Origin of the sequence: Herbaspirillum sp. GW103 (assembly GCF_000261365.1) — a bacterium.
Taxonomy (GTDB): domain Bacteria; phylum Pseudomonadota; class Gammaproteobacteria; order Burkholderiales; family Burkholderiaceae_D; genus Herbaspirillum.
In genome coordinates, this window is the sequence record NZ_AJVC01000006.1 from 141,503 (window position 1) to 161,518 (window position 20,016).

General features: G+C 63.3%; 15 protein-coding genes. 6 read left to right on the top strand and 9 right to left on the bottom strand.

The features are described 5' to 3' along the window. Positions 1–15: 15 nt before the first annotated feature. From GWL_RS19200 to yfcF, 3 genes are all read left to right on the top strand, one after another. Complete coding sequence (locus GWL_RS19200; RefSeq protein ID WP_157174288.1) at positions 16–2,451, top strand: autotransporter domain-containing protein; 2,436 nt, start codon at positions 16–18, stop codon at positions 2,449–2,451. 194 nt (positions 2,452–2,645) lie between these two features. Then, on the top strand, positions 2,646–3,380 hold the full coding sequence (locus tag GWL_RS19205; RefSeq protein ID WP_008333442.1) for a GntR family transcriptional regulator: 735 nt from the start codon (positions 2,646–2,648) through the stop codon (positions 3,378–3,380). A 355-nt stretch (positions 3,381–3,735) separates the two neighbouring features. Next, positions 3,736–4,395, top strand: a complete 660-nt coding sequence (gene yfcF / locus GWL_RS19210) for a glutathione transferase (RefSeq protein ID WP_008333444.1) — start codon at positions 3,736–3,738, stop codon at positions 4,393–4,395. A gap of 90 nt (positions 4,396–4,485) precedes the next feature. Here the strand turns inward: yfcF and GWL_RS19215 are convergent, their stop codons facing one another. After that, on the bottom strand, positions 4,486–5,742 hold the full coding sequence (locus GWL_RS19215; protein ID WP_008333446.1) for an MFS transporter: 1,257 nt from the start codon (positions 5,740–5,742) through the stop codon (positions 4,486–4,488). A gap of 447 nt (positions 5,743–6,189) precedes the next feature. Here GWL_RS19215 and GWL_RS19220 point away from each other — a divergent pair, with 447 nt between their 5' ends. Further along, positions 6,190–6,912 carry a FadR/GntR family transcriptional regulator gene (locus GWL_RS19220; protein ID WP_008333449.1) on the top strand — a complete coding sequence of 241 codons (723 nt, stop codon included), beginning with the start codon at positions 6,190–6,192 and terminating at the stop codon, positions 6,910–6,912. Positions 6,913–6,986: 74 nt separating this feature from the next. Here GWL_RS19220 and GWL_RS19225 read toward each other — a convergent pair whose 3' ends face one another. The 8 genes from GWL_RS19225 to GWL_RS19260 form a co-directional block, all read right to left on the bottom strand. Next, entirely contained in the window at positions 6,987–7,790 is an 804-nt protein-coding gene (locus GWL_RS19225; protein WP_008333450.1) for a transporter substrate-binding domain-containing protein, read from the bottom strand. 51 nt (positions 7,791–7,841) lie between these two features. Then, positions 7,842–8,636: an amino acid ABC transporter ATP-binding protein gene (locus GWL_RS19230; protein WP_008333452.1), complete on the bottom strand. Its 795-nt coding sequence runs from the start codon at positions 8,634–8,636 to the stop codon at positions 7,842–7,844. Further along, positions 8,620–9,273, bottom strand: a complete 654-nt coding sequence (locus GWL_RS19235) for an amino acid ABC transporter permease (RefSeq protein WP_008333453.1) — start codon at positions 9,271–9,273, stop codon at positions 8,620–8,622. Before GWL_RS19235 ends, GWL_RS19230 begins: the two co-directional genes overlap by 17 nt. Further along, a complete protein-coding gene (locus GWL_RS19240; protein ID WP_008333455.1) occupies positions 9,270–10,103 on the bottom strand; it encodes an amino acid ABC transporter permease in 834 nt (277 codons plus the stop codon). The genes GWL_RS19235 and GWL_RS19240 overlap by 4 nt, the downstream gene beginning before the upstream one ends. Positions 10,104–10,335: 232 nt before the next feature. Beyond that, the gene (locus GWL_RS19245; RefSeq protein ID WP_008333457.1) at positions 10,336–11,190 is read right to left on the bottom strand and encodes an NAD(P)-dependent oxidoreductase; all 855 of its coding nucleotides are present in this window, start codon (positions 11,188–11,190) and stop codon (positions 10,336–10,338) included. A 352-nt stretch (positions 11,191–11,542) separates the two neighbouring features. Next, positions 11,543–13,051, bottom strand: coding sequence for an efflux transporter outer membrane subunit (locus GWL_RS19250; protein ID WP_008333458.1), 1,509 nt, complete (start codon positions 13,049–13,051; stop codon positions 11,543–11,545). Further along, on the bottom strand, positions 13,051–16,206 hold the full coding sequence (locus tag GWL_RS19255; protein ID WP_008333461.1) for an efflux RND transporter permease subunit: 3,156 nt from the start codon (positions 16,204–16,206) through the stop codon (positions 13,051–13,053). The genes GWL_RS19250 and GWL_RS19255 overlap by 1 nt, the downstream gene beginning before the upstream one ends. Before the next feature lie 11 nt (positions 16,207–16,217). Next, entirely contained in the window at positions 16,218–17,519 is a 1,302-nt protein-coding gene (locus GWL_RS19260; protein WP_050978164.1) for an efflux RND transporter periplasmic adaptor subunit, read from the bottom strand. 227 nt (positions 17,520–17,746) lie between these two features. On the opposite strand from GWL_RS19260, the gene GWL_RS19265 reads away from it, so the two are divergent. Together GWL_RS19265 and GWL_RS19270 are read left to right on the top strand one after the other, a co-directional pair. Next, positions 17,747–19,201 (top strand): ATP-binding protein, encoded by a 1,455-nt coding sequence (locus GWL_RS19265; protein WP_008333465.1) that lies wholly within the window; start codon positions 17,747–17,749, stop codon positions 19,199–19,201. Next, on the top strand, positions 19,198–19,941 hold the full coding sequence (locus tag GWL_RS19270) for a response regulator (RefSeq protein WP_008333468.1): 744 nt from the start codon (positions 19,198–19,200) through the stop codon (positions 19,939–19,941). Before GWL_RS19265 ends, GWL_RS19270 begins: the two co-directional genes overlap by 4 nt. Positions 19,942–20,016: the final 75 nt, after the last annotated feature.

Consider the following 20,016-nt stretch of genomic DNA (forward strand, 5'->3'; position numbering starts at 1 on the left):
GTGTCCATGGTTGCCATGGCCATCAGCATCGGCGCACACGACGAGGCGATGGCGGTGTGCCTGTCTGTCTCGACGGACACGGTGATCAATTCCAATGGCACGTCCTGTATCAATTGGAGCAACGCGAACCTGACCGTTACCGGTACCGGGATATTGTCCGGGGCGGGCACCATCGTTTCAATGGTCTCCGGAACCGGGGGCACATTGAGCAACTCGGGAACGATCGCGGGATCGGGGATTGCCATCGCCAATAGCGGCGGCAGCATCAGCGCGATCAGCAACGATGGCTTGATTCAAGGTGCTTCTGCAATAACCAATCAATCCGGAACCATAGGCAGCCTGGTGAACAACGGCTTCATCAGTGCTGCGGGCGGTTATGTCATCAACAACAATGCGACCATCGGCACATTGGTCAACAACAATCAAATAAGCTCCAACTATTTAGGCATCTACAATGGCAACAGCATCGCAAGTCTCACCAACAATGGTTCAGGAACCATTCACGGCAACAGTTACGGCGTCTACAATTCTGGCACCATTGGCCAGCTGACCAACAGCGGCGCAATCACATCAGGCCAGTCAGCCCTGGTGGCCGATTCGGGAACCATTGGCACGCTCAACAACAGCGGCACCATTTCCGCACCGGTGGCCGTGTTGATACAAAACGGGGCAGCAAGCATTGGTCAGATCATCAACAGCGGCGTGATCGCGGGCGCCGTTTACAACGCCAGTGGCAGCGCACTCAATATCAACGGCGGCAGCGGAACGATCTACGGTACGCTGACCGGGGGCAACGGCGGTGTGGGCAGCGCCGATATCGGCACCATCACCAACGCGGGATCGAATATCAATTTCGGCAGCGGCAACCTGCTGCTCAACGACAACATCGTTGCAAGCGGCCGCACGGTCAACAATACCGGTGCCACGCTGCAGGTCAACAATCGGATCACCATCACGGGGACCTATCAGCAGAGCGCCGCCGCCACACTTGCCATCGGCGTGGCTGCGGGGGCCCACAGCGCAGGTGTGAGCGGCGATACCGGCTACGGTCGCCTGGTCGTCACGGGTAACACGGTCATTGACAGTGGCTCTCATGTCACGCTCAAAGCGCTCGGCTACAGCTTCGCCGCAGGCCAGCGCTTCCTGGTGATACAAACCAGCGGCACCGCTAACTACAACGCCGCCACACTGAACTATGCCGCCACCGGCTTCACCGGAACGGTGACGGGTTCGGTCGATACCTCCGGTGGCTTCAATAGCCTGGTGTTGTCCCTGTCGTCCGGCGGATCGGGAGGAGCATCCTCGTCCTCGCGCTCCAACTTCGCGACCAATGCCAATGCCATCTCGGCCTTGAATGGGCTCTACAGCTACGGCGGTGTCAACGCCCAGCTGCTCAGTGTCTTCAATCCGGCGCTGGCATTGAACGATACCGCCAGCGCCAACCGCGCCGGCGCGCAATTGAATCCCGCCGCCATGCAGCAAGCGGCCGCCAGAGGGACGGATGCGGCCAACAATGCCGTGCTCAATGTCACCAGCAGCCACCTTGATGGTCTGCGCCTGGCGCAAAGTGGTGCCAGTGGCGTGTCCACGGGCGAGCGCAGCCTCGACCCGGCGATGTGGGGACAGTTCTTCGGCGGCGGGGCCACCCAGGACGAGCGCGATGGCGTCTCCGGCTACCACTCCAGCTACCGCGGCCTGCTCATCGGTGGCGACTTGCAGACCACCGAAAGCTGGCGTACCGGCGGCCTGTTCAGTTATGCCAGGACCAATGTCGGCAACGACGGCAACAACAGTGGCAGCTCGGCCTCGATCAATTCGTATGGTCTGACCGCCTATGCAGGTTATGACGGCAAGCCGTGGTATCTGAATGTGATGGCGGGCCTGGCGCAGCAGCAATACAGCACCGTGCGTCCGATCAGCTTCACCGGCTTCAATGGCGTGGCCAACGGCAGCTTCAACGGTTTGCAGAGCACGGCGTCCGTACAAGCGGGCTATCCCCTGGCGCTTGCCAACGAGATGACGCTCACGCCCTTGGCCGGCATGACCTACAGCAAGCTGCGTCAGAACGGCTACACCGAAACCGGCGGCAGCGGCGCGGCACTGACGGTGCAGGCGGCGACCGCGACTTCACTCAAGAGTGATATCGGTGCCAGACTGGAGCGCAAGCTCGATACCTCCTATGGTGGACTGAAACCATCAGCGCAACTGCGCTGGCGCCATGAGTTCCAGGACTCGCGCCTGAACACCGCCGCCAGCTTCGCGGCTGATCCGAGCGGGGCGACCAGCTTCACCACGGCAGGCGCCAGTCCGGTACGCAATACCGGTGTCATCGTGCTGGGAGCGACGCTGCAACGGAGCGGGAACCTCAGCTTGTCGGCCAACTACACGTTGGAGGCCGGACGCGGATATCATTCCCAGACCGGAGATGTGCGTTTGCGGTGGCAGTATTGAGTAACGCCAGGAGCAGCCTTGCACGAAAAAAATCCCGCAGTGATGCGGGATTTTTTTAAGCAGGCGGCCAGGCTGCCGAGGAAATCTTGATGCACAGGACGGCAAGCTTTGCTTTTGCCGGTACACCCTGTCGTTGTGGACGCGCGCTGCCCCGGGTAGACTGAGCACTTTCTCATTGCAAGGCAAGTCTCAGCATGCTCGACCAGAATGGCGCCGATGCGCGCCTGCCGCTCTACCTCCAGTTGCGTGACCAGCTCGCGGCGCAGATCCGCGCCCAGAAATGGCAACCAGGCCAGGCCATCCCCTCCGAGGCAGAACTGAGCCAGACCTATCAGGTGGCCATCGGAACGGTACGCCGGGCGGTCGAAACGCTGATGAGCGAGGGTCTGGTGGAACGGACTCATGGACGCGGCACCTTTGTGCGCAAGGCGCGTTTCGACAACTCGCTGTTCCGCTTCTTCCGCTTTGAAGCGGCCGATGGTCGAGCGCTGCAACCGACCAGCGTGATCGTCAGCCGCAAGCTCATCGAAGCGCCGCGCCGGGTATCCGAGGCCCTGCACCTGAAGAGCCATGCGCGGGTGATCGAACTGCTGCGTCTGCGCAAGGTCGACGGCCAACCGGTGCTGGCCGAGAACATCTATCTGTGCGCCCAGCGCTTCAAGGCCCTGGCCGACAAGGCCCCGGAAGACTTCGGTGATCTTCTGTATCCGCTCTACGAGCGCGAATGCGGGCTCATCGTCGCCTCTGCGCGCGAGACCCTGACGGTGGAGACCGTCACGGCTGCGCAGGCGCGGCTGCTGGGCCTGGCGGAGAAGACGCCGGTCGTGGTGATCGAACGCATCGCCTTCGGCTCGGACGGCACTCCCCTGGAATGGCGACAGTCACGCGGGGCAGCAAACAAGTTCAGGTATAGCGCTGAAATTCGCTGACTCACGCTCAGCTATCGGCGGGCGTTGTATCCTGCGGACCGATCCCGCTGTGGCTTAAGCGCACACGCATGGCAAAAATGCTGCAATCTGGTTTACTATCGTCGCTCGGCCCATCACTTCTCCCACCATGCAACTGAAGCGATCCCTCATCCAGTCACCCGCTGCCCTTGTGGCCGCTGGCGTCGGCATGCGCGGGCTGAACACCAAAAAACGGCATCTCCGCTGACGGGGATGTCACGTCCCGTCCGGCGGATCGCCTGGCGGGACTGAATCGCAACAGCGCTGCCCTTTCAGACCTCGCCCCGGCGTACTACCGGCGGAACGGCTTTCTTCAACCGTTCTTCACGAGGTACACATGCAATACGATCGTCATCCACAGGCTCTGCAGCTGCACGTCGACGCCCAGTACGCCAGTCCTTACGCCATGTCGGTCTTCGTCGCCCTGCGCGCCAAGGCCCTGCCCTTCACGCTGCATACGGTCGATCTGGATGCCGCCGCCCATCAGGATGCGGCCTATGCCACGCTATCCCTGACCGCGCGCGTGCCGACCCTGGAGCACGGCAGCCTGGCACTGTCCGAGTCATCGGCCATTACGGAATATCTGGAGGATGTCTTCGGCGGCCCGTCGCTCTACCCGGCCGACCCCGTCGCGCGGGCTCGCGCCCGGCAGGTGCAGGCCTGGTTGCGCAGCGACCTGCTGCCCCTGCGCGAAGAGCGCAATACCCAAGTGCTGTTCTACGGTGCACGCAAGCCGCCCTTGTCAGCGCAGGCGCGGGCCGCCGTGCAACGACTGTTCAGTGTTGCACACGCCCTGCTGCCGGAAGGTGCTCACTGCCTCTTCGGTGAGTGGTGCATCGCCGATACCGACCTGGCGCTGATGATCAATCGTCTTGCCCTGCACGACGACGCCGTGCCGCCGCGCCTGGCCGACTATGCACGGACACAATGGCAACGGCCCGCCGTGCAGGAATGGGTGGCAATGCAGCGCCCGCCTCTGTCGACGCCCACCACGTAACCATCGCTATGGCTGATCCGCGCTGATCATGAAAAAGGGGCGACGTCGCAAGACGTCGCCCCTTGCAGGACGAACTCCGTATGAGCACCGTCAGGCAATGGCGTCCGGACGCGGACGGGCAATCGCGAACACCACCGCCGCAGCCAACAGGTCGAAGACTGCCAGCAGGATGAACAGAGGACCGTAACCAATCTGCGTGACCAGGACGCCGAAGAGCAGCGTGAACAGTGTCGCGCCCAGGTAGCCGCTCATGCCGGTCAGGCCGGTGGCCGTGGCGACCTGGTTCTTGGTGAACACATCGGAGGTGATCGAATACAGCGCGCCCGACAGCGTCTGGTGCGCAAAGCCGCCCACGGAGAGCAAGGCCACGGCCACATAGGGACTGTCGACGAAGCCCACACAGGCCGGCCCGATCATGGCCAGACAGCCCGTGAGCATGACCAGCTTGCGCGAGGTGAACAGCGAGACCTTCAGATGCTTGTGGAAGAAGGGACTCAGGTAGCCGCCCAGAACACATCCGATGTCGGCGGCCAGGAAAGGCAACCAGGCGAACATGGCGATTTCCTTGATGTTCATGTGGCGCTCGGTGGCCATGTACAGCGGAATCCAGGCATTGAAGGTCTGCCAGGCCGGTTCCGACAGGAAGCGCGGGATGGCGATCGACCAAAAGTTCTGGCTGCGCACGATCTTGGTCCAGCTTTCGCGGACCACTTTCTCGGGCGATTTCTCCTGGCCATCGAGGATGTAGTCGCGCTCTTGCGGCGAGAGCAGCTTCTGGTCACGCGGGCTCTTGTAGAACAGCATCCACAGGAAGAACCACAGCACGCCCAGTGCCCCCACCACCACGAAAGACATTTTCCAGCCGCCATGCAGGATGGTCCACACCACCAGCGGCGGTGCGCACAGGGCGCCGATGGAGGAGCCGATGTTGAACCAGCCGATCGCCACCGAGCGCTCCTTGGCCGGGAACCACTCGGTGGACGCCTTCACGCCGCCCGGAATGCCGGCCGCTTCGGTGATGCCCAGCAGGGCACGGAAGAAGGCCAGCCCCTGCCAGCCCGTAGCCAGTGCCGCCCCGGCGCATACCAGCGACCAGGCCAGGGCGAAGATGCCGAAGCCGATCTTGGTCCCTACGGCATCGAGTATGTAGCCGGCCACCGGCTGCATCAGCGCATAACAGATCTGCCATGACACCACGATGTACGAGTACTGCTCCGTACTCATGTTCAGCTCTTTCATCATGGTCGGCGCGGCGACCGACAAGGTGTTGCGGGCCAGATAATTGACGATCAGGGCCAGGGTGACCAGCGTCACCATGTACCAGCGGATTCCTCTTACGTACTTCATGGCGTCTCCAAAAGGATAGTTCTTCAACAGGCAGGCATGGCGCGACCTGTGGCCGCCCGGACCCGGCTGTACGCCCGCTCTCGCGGTGGATGGCGCACAGCCGTCAGCCCCGGGCGGCACCGGGCCGCCTGGCGTCAGGCAGGTCGGGAGTCCATGCCTGTCTCCAAAGGAAGGTTTTTTATCTTTTTTGTCATTTATTTATACGATGTCGTATAAGTTATGCTGCGATTAGTCGGACTAATTCTTCATGCAGGTGGACAACTCTAATGATCAGTGGGCAGGAAGTCAACCGAATTCGCTGCAGTTTTCTTCCCGCAAAGCGCTTTCGCAGGCGATTTTGGCACGACAGGCTGAATCATCGTGCAGCGCCCGAGGACAAGGCTTGCACCCTGGCGTCGACTCCTTCATAGTGTCCGCAGACGAACTCATCGGCAGCAGTCATCATACATGTCAGCATTCAATCCGCCTTCCCCCGATCCTTCACGTCGCGGCAATCTCAGCCGTTCCGAACATATCTGCAAGCAGATCATCGCGTCCATCCTGCGCGGGGAGCTGGGGGAGAACCGCAAGCTGCCCACCGAAGTGGAGCTGGCGCAGCGCTACGAGGCTTCCCGCACCACGGTGCGGGAAGCGCTCTCGCGGCTGCGCTCGGAGGGCATCGTGGTCTCGCGCCGCGGCTCGGGCAATTACGTGCAGCGGCTGCCGGTGCTGCAAAGCAGTGCCCCGGCGCAGATTGCCAGCATCCATGATGTGGAGCGCTATTACGCCTTTCGCGAATGCGTGGAGGTGGGCGCGGCCGGCATCGCTGCCGCGGCCCGCAAGGAAGAGGATGTCGCCCTGATGCGCCATTGCCTGGAGGCGCTGCGGCGCGCGCAACTGCAGGGCCAGACCGGCGTGGAAGAGGACCTGGCGCTGCACATGGCCATTGCCCGGGCCACCCGCAATCCCTTCTTCATCTCCACCATCGAACATGCGCTGGGTCCGATCCGCCAGTGCATGGAGCTGGCCCAGAACCTGGGCTCACCGCAGGAAGGCGAACGCATCCAGGTCATCGATGACGAGCACCAGGCCATCATCGATGCCATCGCGCTGGGTTCGCCAGAGCAGGCCGAAGCAGCCATGCGCGCGCACATCGGCCATGCCCGCCAGCGCATCTTCGAAGGCGGCTGAAGGCGGCTCAATGCTGCGCATGACGCAACGACGCCGGGCCATGCTGCGCCCGGCGTCGCTGGAACATGCCGGTATTACGCGGGATGCTGCACGTTGGCCGGCAGATCGCGGCCGTGATACTTCTTGTAGATGGCGTTGAGCTTGCCATTGCTCATGTTGGTCTTGACCCAGCCATCGATCCATTGCTTCAGGCGCGGCTGGTTCTTGTTGATGGCGATGCCCAGATCAAAGGCCTTCTGTTCGAACTTCATTTCCAGGTTCTTGCCAGGCGACTTCTTCTGCATCTCCTGCAGATTGGATGGCGTACTGGAGAAGACGTCCACCTGACCCGTCACCATCGACGTGATCAGGGTCGCATCATCCTCATAGCGCATGATCTCCGCGCCCTTGGCGTTCTGGGTAGTCAGGGTATCGTTGGGCGTGGCGCGGGTGACGCCGATGCGCTTGCCGTTCAGATCCGCATAATCCTTGATGGCCATGTTCCTGGGGGCCCCGATGATGAGGCTGATGACCGCATAGGGAATGGAGAAATCGATGACCTTCAGCCGTTCCGGCGTAATCGACAGCGAACCCACCACGATATCGGCGCGATTGGCCTGCAAGGTCGGCACGCGCGCCGCATTGGCCACCGGAATCAGGTCGAGCTGCACCCCCAGGTCCTGGGCCAGCAGCCGCGCGGCCTCGACGTCGGAACCGGCCGGCTGCAGCTTCTCGTCGCTGTAGCCGAACAACGGTGTGCTGGAGGTCGTGGCGATGCGGATCTTGCCGGCCTTCCTGATATCGTCCAGCTGGTCGGCCAGCGCCGCGTGGGCGCTCAGGCCCAGGATCAGGGCCGCAAGGGCGGTGCGCGCGAGGGTGCGCAATTTTGCGTTTTTCATTACTTGTCTCCGTTATTTTATGAACAGGTCGTACAGGGAACAGCGTTTGCGCTACAGGTCGGCGGCCAGAAAAGCCTGTAATTCGGGGGTGTGCGGGTGGTCCAGCATGTCGCCGGGACCGACTTCCCAGACCCGCCCCTGGTGCATGTAGATGATGCGATCAGCCACGCGCTTGGCAAAGTTCATCTCGTGGGTCACCAGCAGCATGGTCATGCCATTGGCGGCCAGGTCTTCCATCACGCGCAGCACTTCACCGGTCAGTTGCGGATCCAGGGCCGAGGTCACTTCATCGAACAGCATCACCTTGGGCGACATCGCCAGCGACCGCGCGATGGCCACGCGCTGCTGCTGGCCGCCTGAAAGCTGTTCCGGATACGCGCCGGCCTTCTCATCGAGCCCGACCTGCGCCAGCGCGGCCAGGGCCACGCGGCGCGCTTCGGCCTTGTGCTGCTGCTTGACGTGGCGCAGGGCCAGCATGACGTTCTCCAGCACGTTCAGATGCGGGAACAGGTTGTAGCTCTGGAAGACGATGCCCACTTCGCGCCGCAGCTTGTGCAGGTCGACCTGCGGATCATCGACGCGGATGCCCGCCACCTCGATGCTGCCGGAATCGATGGTCTCCAGGCGGTCGATGCAGCGCAGCGCGGTGGACTTGCCGGAGCCGGAGGCACCGATGATGGCAATCATCTCGCCGCGCGCCACCTCGAAGGACACGCCCTTCAAGACCTGGTTGTCACCAAAGCTCTTGTAGACCTGGTCCAGCCTGACGATGACGGGCTGCGGCTCCTGCGCCGACGCAACGGGCCGCAGATGCGGCACGGATTCGGATTTAGCGATGGCTGACATTGAGCTTTCTCTCCATGGATGCGCTCCACCGCGACAAGGGATAGCAGAGCAGGAAATAGAAGGTGCCCACCAGCAGGAACACCAGGAAGGGTTGGAAGATGGAGTTGTTGATGATCTGCCCGGCCCGCGTCAGTTCGACGAATCCGATGACGGAGGCCAGCGAGGTCATCTTGATCAGCTGCACCAGAAAGCCGATGGTGGGCGGCAGTGACAATCGCGTGGCCTGCGGGATGATGACCAGGCGCAGCGTCTGCCAGCGGGTCAGCGACAGACATTCGGAGGCCTCCCACTGCGGACGCGGCATGGCCTCCACGCAGCCGCGCCAGATGTCGCCCAGGTAGGCGCTGGTATAGATCATCATCGCCAGCCCGGCCGCCACCAGCGCCGGCAGCACCAGCCCATACACCGACAGACCGAAATAGACGATGAAGAGCAGGATCAGCAAGGGTATGCCCTGTATGCACTCGATGAAGAGGATGGCGGGCCGCCGCAACCAGGCGCGCGGCGAGATGCGCGCCAGCATCACCAGGAACCCGCCGAGACCGCCCAGCACGAAAGCCAGCGCAGAGAGCACCAGCGTCCAGCCGATGGACTGCACCATGAAGAAGAAATAGGTCCAGCTGAAGTTGCCCATCATGATGTGCTCCCTTCGATGCGCAGCGAGGCGCTCGTATTGACCGCCACCGGTCGCGATACGCCATGCACATAAGGCACATGGGCCAGGGGTGCCATCCCCGCAGGATCCGTCGCAGGCAGTCGCGACACCGGACTGCGCCGGCCCAGCGCAGCAGCACGGCGCAAGGTGCGGCGGCGCTTGAAGATAGTTTCACCGACGGAATAAGCCACCAGCTTGACCAGCACCGCCAGCACCAGGTACAGGGCGGCGACCACGATATAGGTCTCCAGCGAACGGAAGGTATCGGACTGCACGGTATTGGCAATGGCGGTCAACTCTTCGGCGGAGATCTGCGAGGCCATCGCCGAGGCCTGCATCATCAGCAGAAACTGGCTGGTCAGCGCCGGATAGACGCGCTCGATGGCCGGTTGCAGCATCACGTGCCAGCGGATGCGCCAGACCGACAGGCCCAGGCACTGGGCCGCCTCGATCTGCCCGCGCGGCACCGAATCGATACCGGCGCGGATGATCTCGGCAGCATAGGCGGCGATGTTGATGATCATCGCCAGCACCGCCGCCGCGAAGGTCGGCATGCGGATACCCAGACTGGCCAGGCCGAAATACAGCAGGAATATCTGCACCAGGAAGGGCGTGTTGCGCACCACCTCGATATAGGCACTACAGGTGCGGGCCAACAGACGATTGGGACTGTTCTTGGCGAAGGCAACGAAGATGCCGATGGCGACGCCGACGATGATCGCCAGCGTGGTCATCTTCAGCGTCAGCCAGGCGCCGTGCAGGAACACGGGCCAGTAGGGCGCCAGCGGAGTGAAGTCGAGAGAGAAGTTCATGGGCTGCCGGGTCCATCAAGGTTTCAGGAAACCGGACATCGGTGCGGCGCGGGCGCGATCCTGCTGCGTGCGAGCGGCCCGGTGTTCCGGGTGCTGCCTTGCTGCGATTCAGGTCAAGCGGTTGCGTGCGGTGCTGCCATGCCGCGCGACAGGAGAGGTCCTGCCGCGGCGGAGTACGACGAAATGCGAGGTGACTGCTCGGGTGAAACGAAAACGCTGTGGAAAATTTGACTTAGTCCGCCAATGGATCAAAGGGTCCCGCCGCCGTGAAGGCGCCGCCTTGCAGGGTCGCGACGGGATCATCCGCAGCCGGTTGCGGTTGCGCTTCCACCTTGGCGCGGAAGATCTCCGAACTGTCCTTGGGCGCATAGCCCAGGTGCGCGGCATGACGGTTGTCCCACCAGGTCTTGGCGTTGGCCGACATGCCGTAGACGATGGTGTGACCCACACCCGCAATGAACAGCGCGCGCCGCAGCAGTTGCTCGAAGTCGTCCATGCTCATCCAGCTGGCCAGCATGCGGCGATTGGTCGCTTCCGGGAAGATCGAGCCGATGCGGATGCTCACCGTTTCCACGCCATAGCGGTCGAAATAGAACTGCGCCATGTCTTCGCCATAGGACTTGGACAAGCCGTAGTAGCCATCGGGACGCTTGAGATCATGCGCATCGATGCGCTCATCCTGACGATAAAAACCGGTGACATGATTGGAGCTGGCGAAGATGACGCGCTTGACGCCATGGCGGCGCGCGGCTTCGTAGATGTGGAAGACACCCTTGATGTTGGCTTCCAGGATCTCCTCGAAAGGACGCTCCACCGAGACGCCACCCAGATGGATGATGGCCTCACAGCCGGCCACCATGGCATCGACCGCCGCACGGTCGGCCAGGTCGCATCCCAGCACCTCTTCATGCGCCGCGGCCGGCGTCACGCCCTGCATGGCCGCAGCCAGATCGGCTACCCGCACACGCTCGGCGAAAGACGCCAGGCGCGGCCGCAATTGCCGTCCCACGCCACCGGCGGCGCCGGTCAGCAAGAGGCGGGAAAATCGGGCGCTCTGCCACGCATCGCGTTCAGTCTCTGCGCTCATGCGGGCGGTCTCCTGATGGTTGCTCATCGTTGTAGTTGTCGATCGGGTGCTGTATTCAAGGGCCGTGATGCGCGCACACCCGGTACCGGGCGTGCGGCCGACTCATCTTGTACGTCGTCGTATCACTTGGCGGATTATTCCCGGCGAGGTTCGGCTTGTCAACCGTATTTGGGGGCAGGTGGACGGCAGAAGCGGGGGTGTTGGCGCAGCCAGGGCCAACTTGGATCGCCCGCCATTCCCCCCGGATTTACCTCCGAAACTCATCCATCTTCGGTCATCTTTCCGACCTGCCCCAGCCGCGCAGGACTGCACCACAGCGCCTGGAGCAGATCGCGATGTCCGCGTCCTGCGCCTAAGAGCGGTCCGGTGATGACGATGCGGTGCCCTGCGGGCGGGCAGTGTCTTCGTTCCAGCCACCGCCCAGCACCTTGTAGAGCGTGATGCGATTGCTCTGCTCGGTCAGCCGCAGGGAGATCAGCGTCTGCTGTGCCGAGTACAGCGTGCGCTGCGCCACCAGGGTGGTGAGATAGCTGTCGATACCGTTCTTGTAGCGCGCCTCGGACAGACGGAAAGCCTTCTCGCTGGCCGCCGTGGCCTTGCCCTGTGCATCCAGTCGCTGATCCAGCGTGGCGCGCACGGCCAGGGCATCGGCCACTTCGCGGAAGGCAGTCTGGATGGTCTTCTCATAACTGGCCACGTCGATGTCACGTGTGATCTTGGCCGAGTCCAGGCTGGCACGCAGGCTGCCGGCATTGAAGATGGGCAGGTTGATCGACGGTACGAAACTCCAGCTGCCACTGCCCGCCTTGAACAAGCCGCCCAGGGTACGACTGGCGGTGCCGCCGTCGGCGGTCAGCGAGATGCTGGGGAAGAAGGCCGCACGCGCCGCACCGATGTCGGCATTGGCGGACTTGAGGGTGTGCTCGGCCGCCAGCACGTCGGGCCGTCGCAACAGCACCTGCGAAGGCAGGTCCGCCGGTGTGGCCGGCAACACGCTGGCCGTCTCGGGCAACGCCGTGGGCAACAGCGCCGCATCGACATCAGCGCCCACCAGCAGGCGCAGGGCATTGATGTCCTGTGCGACCTGGCTGGTGTAGCTGGCCACATCCGCACGCGCCGCTTGCACCGTGGCCTCCTGGCTGGCCAGATCGACGCCGGAGACGGTGCCGATGTCATGGCTGCGCTGGCTCAGTGCATAGGTACGTGACTGGCTGGCATAGGTGTCCTGAGCCAGTGTCAAGAGCTCGCGGTCCGAGGCCAGCGTGAGCCAGGCCGTGGCCACTTCGGCCACCAGACTGATGTGGGTGCTGCGACGGGTCTCCACCTGATACTGATAGGTTTCCAGGGCAGCATCCGACAGATTCTTGAGACGACCGAAGAAATCCAGTTCATAGGCGCTCACGCCCACCGTCACGCTCTGCTGTCTTGATACCGTGGCGCGGCCACTGGTGGACAACTCCGCCGGCGTGCGACTGGCGCTGCTGGTTCCGGTGGCTGAAATGGCCGGATAGCGGTCGGCATCGGTGATGCGATATTGCGCCCGGGCCTTCTCGATATTGAGCGCGGCCACGCGCAGGTCGCGGTTGTTCTCCAACGCGGCCGCGATCACCTGCTGCAGGCGCGGATCGAGGAAGAACTCACGCCAGCCGAGCTGGTCGGCATCGATTGCATCGGCGGCCTTGGCAGCAAGGGTGCCGACGGGCTTGCCATCGACCGGCCGGGCCCAGCTGGCTGGCACCGGTGCCGACGGCCGGGCGTAGTCGGGCGCGAGATTGGCGCAACCCGCCAGCGCTGTCGTGAGCGCCAGCACCATGGCCGTACGGGTCCACAGGATCGAGCTCTGTTGTATGGGCTGGGTCATCACACGCCCTCCTTTTGTATGGCGTGATCGTCATCCTTGGGCGGCTTGTTGGCCGCGCGGCGGTCCAGCCAGGTGCCGATCAGGTAGTAGAACAAGGGCACGAAGAAGATGCCCAGCAGAGTCGCGGAGAGCATGCCGCCCAGCACGCCGGTGCCGATGGCGCGGCGGCTGGCCGATCCGGCGCCGCTGGCCACGGCCAGGGGCAGCACGCCGAACATGAAGGCCAGTGAAGTCATCAGGATCGGACGCAGGCGCAGCTGCACCGCCTCCAGGGTGGCCTCCCGCAGGCTCTTGCCGGACTCATGCAGTTGCTTGGCAAATTCCACGATCAGGATTGCGTTCTTGGCCGACAGGCCCACGGTGGTCAACAGCCCCACCTGGAAATACACGTCATTGGACATCCCGAACATGCCCGTGAGCAGCACGGTCCCGACGATACCCAGCGGCACCGCAAGAATCACCGCGAAGGGCACCGACCAGCTCTCGTACAAAGCGGCCAGGCACAGGAACACGAAGAGGATGGAAATCGCATACAACATCGGTGCCTGGTTGCCCGAGAGCCGCTCCTGGTAGGACGAACCGGTCCACTCGAAGCCGATGCCCGCCGGCAGTTGCGCCACCAGCTTCTCCACTTCGGCCATGGCGCTGCCCGAGCTCACGCCGGCTGCCGGTTCGCCCACGATCTCGAAGGAAGACACGCCGTTGTAGCGCTCCAGCAGGGAAGGACCGTAAGTCCACTTGCTGCTCATGAAGGCCGAGAACGGCACCATCTGGCTGGCCGAATTGCGCACATACCAGCGGTTCAGGTCTTCGGCCTGCATGCGGAAGGCGGCATCGCCCTGCACATAGACCTTCTTGACGCGGCCATTGCTGAGGAAGTCATTGACGTAGGTACCGCCCATGGCCGTGGCGAGGGTCGAGTTGATGTCGGAGGTCGAAATCGACAAGGCATCGGCCTTGCGGTCATCGATGGCCACGCGCAACTGGGGCGTATCATCCAGGCCGGTGGTACGCACGTTGGCCAGCAGCGCATTACTGCGCGCCAGTTGCAGGAACTGGTCGCGCGCCTTGAGCAAGGCATCGTGGCCGACGCCACCGACATCCTTCAATTCCAGATCGAAGCCCGAACTCTGGCCCAGGCCGCGCACCGCCGGCGGGTTCATCAGGAACACGCGGGCACCGCGAATCTTGGAGAGGTCGGCATTGGCCCGGCGTACCAGCTCGGCGGCCGACTGCCCGGCACCGGTACGCTGGTCCCAAGCCTTGAGGCGGATGAAGGCGCGTGCCCCGTTCTGGCTGTTGCCACCCACGCCCGCGCCGACGATGGCCAGCACCGAATCAACGGATTCGGGCTTGTTCATGAAGTATTGCTGCACCGTCTTGACCACGGTAGCGGTCTGTTCGGCCGTGGCGCCGGTAGGCAACTGGATCTGTGCCATCAGCACGCCCTGGTCTTCTTCCGGCAGGAAGGAGGTGGGCAGGCGCATGAACAGCACCGCCATCGCCACGGCGATCAGGGCATACATCAACAGGCCGCGCTTGCCGCGCTTGAGCAGGCCGCCCACACCACCTTGATAGCGCGTGGCACTGCGGTCAAAGGTACGATTGAACCAGGTAAAGAATTTGCCCTGCTGCACATGACCGCCTGCATGCGGCTTGAGCAAGGTGGCGCACAGGGCCGGTGTGAGCGTGAGCGCCACCATCACCGACAAGGCCATGGCCGAGACGATGGTGATGGAGAACTGGCGATAGATCACCCCGGTCGATCCACCGAAGAAGGCCATCGGGATGAACACGGCCGAGAGCACCATGGCGATACCGACCAGCGCACCGGTGATTTCCCGCATGGACTTGCGCGTGGCTTCCTTGGGACTGAGCTTCTCCTCGCTCATCAGGCGCTCGACGTTTTCCACCACCACGATGGCGTCGTCCACCAGCAAGCCGATGGCCAGCACCATTCCGAACATGGTCAGCGTATTGATCGAATAACCGAACATGGCCAGGATGCCGAAGGTCCCCAGCAGCACCACCGGTACCGTGATGGCCGGAATGAAGGTGGCACGGATGTTCTGCAGGAACAGGTACATGATCAGCACCACCAGCACGATGGCTTCGATCAGGGTCTTGACCACTTCTTCCAGCGACACGCGCACGAAGGGCGTGGTGTCATAGGCGATGTTGGTCTTGAGTTTCATCGAGGCCGGGAAGTACGGCTCCAGCTCGGCCATCTTCTTCTTGACCGCGTCCGCCGTGGCCAGCGCGTTGGCGCCGGTGGCCAGCTGGATCGCCAGCGCCGAGGACGGCTTGCCGTTCTGCTGCGAAGCGACCTGGTAGCTCTCGCCGCCCAGCTCCACCCGCGCGACATCAGCGAGCTTCACCACCGAACCATCGGAAGAGGACTTGACGATGATGTTGCGGAATTCATCCGGCGTGGTCAGCTTGCTGCGCGCCGTGATGGTGGCGTTGATCTGCTGGCCCGGTTGTGCCGGCAGCGCACCGATCTCGCCGGCCGATACCTCGGTGTTCTGCGCTTCCAGCGCGCTGGTGATGTCGGAGGGCATCAGCGCATATTTCTGCAACTTGGCCGGATCGATCCAGATGCGCATCGCATAGTTGGTGCCGAAGGCGGTCACGTCGCCCACGCCCTCCACGCGGCTGATCTGGTCGGTCAGCGTACTGCTGATGAAGTCGCCGATGTCGATGCTGGTGATGCGCGGATCATCCGAGGTCAGCGACAGCACCATGAGGATGTCGGTCGAGGCCTTGGTCACCGTCACGCCATTGTTCTGCACCGCCTGCGGCAGGCGCGCAGTGACCTGCTGCAGCTTGTTCTGCACCTGCATCTGCGCCACGTCGGGATTGGTACCGGCGGTAAAGGTCAGCGAGACGGTGGCGCTACCGGCCGAGCTGGAGCTGGCCGACATGTATTGCAGATTATCCAGCCCCTTCATCTGCTGCTCGATGACCTGGGTCACCGAATCTTCCAGGGTCTTGGCCGAGGCACCGGTATAGGTGGCCTTGATGTTGACCTTGGGCGGGGCAATGTCGGGATACTGCTCCAGCGACAGCGAGCGGATAGCCATCATGCCCCCCAGCATGATGATGATGGCGATGACCCACGCAAAGATGGGCCGGTCGATAAAGAAACGTGCCATGTGTGCCTCGCTTACTTCGACCGGGTGCCGGTGGCGGCAGTGGCCGGGGCAGCAGTCGCACCGGCTGCCCGGTCGGTGTCCCCGCCCAGCGACGGATCGGCAGCGGCAGCGGCGGCTTCACGGGCCAGATCCTTCTGCAGACTGTCGGTGATGTCGATGGCACGTGGCGTATCACCGGTACGCACCTTCTGCAATCCGTCGACGATGAGCTTGTCGCCCTCCTTGAGACCCTTGCTGATCCACCAGTTGTTGCCCACCGCACGCGCCACGGTCACCAGGCGCTGCTGTACCTTGCCGTCGGCACCCAGCACCAGCGCGGTCGCAGCACCGGTCTGGTCGCGACTGACCGCCTTCTGCGGCACCAGCAGTGCGTGTTCATCCACACCTTCTTCCAGCACGGCACGCACGTAAGCACCCGGCAGCAGCACGCCGTCCGGATTGGGGACCACCGCGCGCAAGGTGATCATGCCGGTGCCGGTATCGACCGAGAGGCCGGTGAATTCGAGCTTGCCGGTGCGCTCATAGGTGGAGCCGTCTTCCAGCAGGATCTTGACCTGGGCGGCATTGTCACCGCTCTTCCTGATCTGACCGCTGGCCAGTTCGCGCCGCAGGCGCAGCAGATCCACGGTGGATTGCGTCACATCGACATAGATCGGGTCGATCTGCTGCACCGTCGTCAGTGCCGTGGTCTGGCTGGCCGTCACCAGAGCGCCGGGAGTGACGCTGGATTGCTCGATGCGGCCGGAGATGGGCGAGAGGATTCTGGTGTATTGCAGGTTGATGGCGGCGGTCTGCACGGCGGCCTTCTGCACTTCCACATCGGCCTGGTTCTGGCGCAGGGTGCTCTGGGCGTCGTCGTTGTCCTGCTTGGAGACGGCATCGATCTTGTTCAGTTCGGCATAACGATCGGCCTTCAGCTTCGATGAGGCCAGCGTTGCCTGCGCCTTGAGCAGGGAAGCCTTGGCGCTGTCATAGGCAGCCTGATAGCTGGCCGGATCGATCTGGTAGAGCGGCTGGCCGGCCTTGACCTTGCTGCCTTCCTTGAACAGGCGCTTCTGGATGATGCCGCCGACCTGCGGGCGGATGTCGGCCGTCAGGTAGGCCGTGGTACGGCCCGGCAACTCGGTGGTCAGTGCCTGGCGCTGGGCCTTGACGACCACGTAGCCGACTTCGGACTGGGCGGCGGGCTTGGGCTGGTCGCCGGAGCGCGAGCAGGCGCCGAGGACGGCCACCAGCATCAGAGACAGCGCCAGACGGGCGGCGGTGGAAGAGCGGCGCCCCTGGCGGCGCGGGAGTGTTGCAGTGTCGTGCATGATCGGGAGGCTTTCTGCCCGTCCGCGGTCCGCCATGGGCGCGGGTTCCGGGCGCAATGAGCTATCGGACCTGCGATTATGGGCAACAAATGTGAGGGAAAAATGAGCAGGCGCGGCGGTATGTCCGTCCTGCAACAGGACGGGGCGCAGCGGCAACTTGTGCGCCACCGGACGCCGGGTTCTTGATAAGCTCTGGCCTGATTCCACCGACCGCCTGCTGCATCCCCATGTCCATCGCCCACTCGATTGTCGAGCTGACCGACCGCCTCTTCTATCGCGCCAACATCCGCCTGAAACTCTTCTATGCGATGCTGGCGCTGATCGTGGTGGTGATCGCGGCCATCAATGGTGCCGGGCATTACATCTTCAACCGCGACTTCCTCGGTTATCTCAACGAGCAGGCCCAGCAGCGCATGGAAGACATGGTGCCGCGCCTGGAGCAGGCCTATCGCGAACATGGCAACTGGGACTTCATTCGCGGCAAGCCGCGCGTCTGGTTCGAGCTGATGAAGCCGGCCATCGTCGAACACAATGGGGTGGTCACCACGCCGGGGCCACCCATGACGGCCTCCGACCTGACCGGCGCGACGCTGCGCTTTTCCTTGCTGGATGCCCGACGACAACTGGTGATCGGCTATCCCAAGGTCGGTCCCGATGCGCGCCTGCGGCCCCTGCTCCAGGATGACGTGATCGTCGGCTGGGTGGCGCAGACGCCCTTTGAAAGCGTGATCGGTGCCCTCGACCTGCGCTTCCAGCAAAGCCAGTTCCTGGCCCAGCTCATCATTGCCGTGGTGGCGGTGATGCTGGCGGCCTTCCTGGTGGTGCGCATCTCGGGCGTGCTCACGCGCCCGCTCACGCGCGTGGCGCGGGCCACGCACCGGCTGGCCGGTGGCGATTATGCGATCCGGGTGGAGGTGGAATCGGGTGATGAAGTCGGGATGCTGGCGCAGGACTTCAACCGGCTGGCCATGACCCTGGAGCGCAATGAAAAACTGCGGCGCGAATTCATGGCCGATGTCTCGCATGAATTGCGCACTCCCCTGGGCATTCTCAACGGCCAGCTGGAGGCGCTGGAAGATGGCGTGCTGCAACCCGATACGCAGACGCTGCACTCCCTCAAGAGCGAGGTGGCGCATCTGAACAAACTGGTAGGGGACCTTTATGATCTCTCCCTGGCCGATGCCGGTGCGCTCACCTATCGTCGCAGCGACATCGACCTGGTACCCTTGCTGCGCGAGAGCGCAGCCGTCTATGCCGAACGCTTCAGCCAGTGCAGCATGACGCTGACCTGCAGCCTGCCCGCTACCATGCCCGTGCACGCCGACGCGGCACGCCTGCAGCAGTTGCTCAACAATCTCTTCGAGAACAGCCTGCGCTACACCGACAGCGGAGGTCGCCTGCAAGTGCATGCCCAACTGCAGCAACAGCACTGGCATCTGGTCTTCGACGACAGCGAGCCGGGCGTACCGCCCGAGGTGATGGCGCGCCTGTTCGAACGCTTCTTCCGGGTCGAGGCTTCGCGCAACCGCGCCAGCGGCGGGGCCGGGCTGGGCCTGGCGATCTGCCGGCGCATCGTCGATGCCCATCAGGGGACCATCGGTGCCACTGCCTCGCCCCTGGGCGGGCTGCGGATCTCGGTCGTGTTGCCGGCCCGCCTGGAGGAGGAAGGGAATGCCGCATGAGTGATGGCTCCGAAGAATTCCGCTTTGCCGCCCCCGCCAGCGCCGATATCCTCATCGTCGAGGACGAGCCCAAGCTGGCCGAGTTGCTGCAGAAATACCTGGCACTGGCCGGCTACACCTCGCGTCATGTGGCACGCGGGGATGCGGCATTGGATGCGGTGCGCGCGCAGCGCCCGGACCTGATCCTGCTCGACATCATGTTGCCGGGCATGGATGGCTGGGAGATCTGCCGCCAGCTACGGACCTTCTCGGATGTACCGGTATTGATGCTCACTGCGCGCGCAGAGGAAGACGATCGCTTGCGCGGGCTGGAACTGGGGGCGGACGACTATATCGGCAAGACGCCGTTTTCGCCGCGCGAAATCGTGGCCCGGGTCAAGTCCATGCTCAGGCGCAATGCGCTGGTACAGCGTTCGGTGCAGGTCGGGCCGGCAGCGCAGATGGCCGCCCCGCTGGTCATCGATGAACTCCGCCACCAGGCCAGCGTACGTGGCGAACCGCTCAACCTGACGCCGCTGGAGCTGCGGCTGCTCAAGACCTTTGCGGCGGCACCGGGACAGGTCTTTTCGCGGGAACAACTGCTCAATCACCTGCATGATGATGATCGCTCCGTGACCGATCGGGCCATCGATACCCATATCAAGAACCTGCGCCGCAAGCTGGAACCCTGCTTTCCGGGACACAATGCGATTCAGGCGGTGTACGGCGTCGGGTATTGCTTTGCGTTGCCGCCGGATTGAAACGGGCGGCATTGCCTGGGGATACCGAATCAGCCGCAGTTCATCGAACGCAATCTGAAAGTCACTTTCGATCAG

Bases quoted from the DNA above. Each gene is read 5' to 3' on its own strand.
- GWL_RS19230 (WP_008333452.1), bottom strand. From the start codon at position 8,636: ATGTCAGCCATCGCTAAATCCGAATCCGTGCCGCATCTGCGGCCCGTT.
- GWL_RS19235 (WP_008333453.1), bottom strand. From the start codon at position 9,273: ATGATGGGCAACTTCAGCTGGACCTATTTCTTCTTCATGGTGCAGTCC.
- yfcF (WP_008333444.1), top strand. From the start codon at position 3,736: ATGCAATACGATCGTCATCCACAGGCTCTGCAGCTGCACGTCGACGCC.
- GWL_RS19260 (WP_050978164.1), bottom strand. From the start codon at position 17,519: ATGCACGACACTGCAACACTCCCGCGCCGCCAGGGGCGCCGCTCTTCC.
- GWL_RS19240 (WP_008333455.1), bottom strand. From the start codon at position 10,103: ATGAACTTCTCTCTCGACTTCACTCCGCTGGCGCCCTACTGGCCCGTG.
- GWL_RS19200 (WP_157174288.1), top strand. From the start codon at position 16: ATGGCCATCAGCATCGGCGCACACGACGAGGCGATGGCGGTGTGCCTG.
- GWL_RS19205 (WP_008333442.1), top strand. From the start codon at position 2,646: ATGCTCGACCAGAATGGCGCCGATGCGCGCCTGCCGCTCTACCTCCAG.
- GWL_RS19245 (WP_008333457.1), bottom strand. From the start codon at position 11,190: ATGAGCGCAGAGACTGAACGCGATGCGTGGCAGAGCGCCCGATTTTCC.
- GWL_RS19225 (WP_008333450.1), bottom strand. From the start codon at position 7,790: ATGAAAAACGCAAAATTGCGCACCCTCGCGCGCACCGCCCTTGCGGCC.
- GWL_RS19250 (WP_008333458.1), bottom strand. From the start codon at position 13,051: ATGACCCAGCCCATACAACAGAGCTCGATCCTGTGGACCCGTACGGCC.
- GWL_RS19215 (WP_008333446.1), bottom strand. From the start codon at position 5,742: ATGAAGTACGTAAGAGGAATCCGCTGGTACATGGTGACGCTGGTCACC.
- GWL_RS19265 (WP_008333465.1), top strand. From the start codon at position 17,747: ATGTCCATCGCCCACTCGATTGTCGAGCTGACCGACCGCCTCTTCTAT.
- GWL_RS19270 (WP_008333468.1), top strand. From the start codon at position 19,198: ATGAGTGATGGCTCCGAAGAATTCCGCTTTGCCGCCCCCGCCAGCGCC.
- GWL_RS19255 (WP_008333461.1), bottom strand. From the start codon at position 16,206: ATGGCACGTTTCTTTATCGACCGGCCCATCTTTGCGTGGGTCATCGCC.
- GWL_RS19220 (WP_008333449.1), top strand. From the start codon at position 6,190: ATGTCAGCATTCAATCCGCCTTCCCCCGATCCTTCACGTCGCGGCAAT.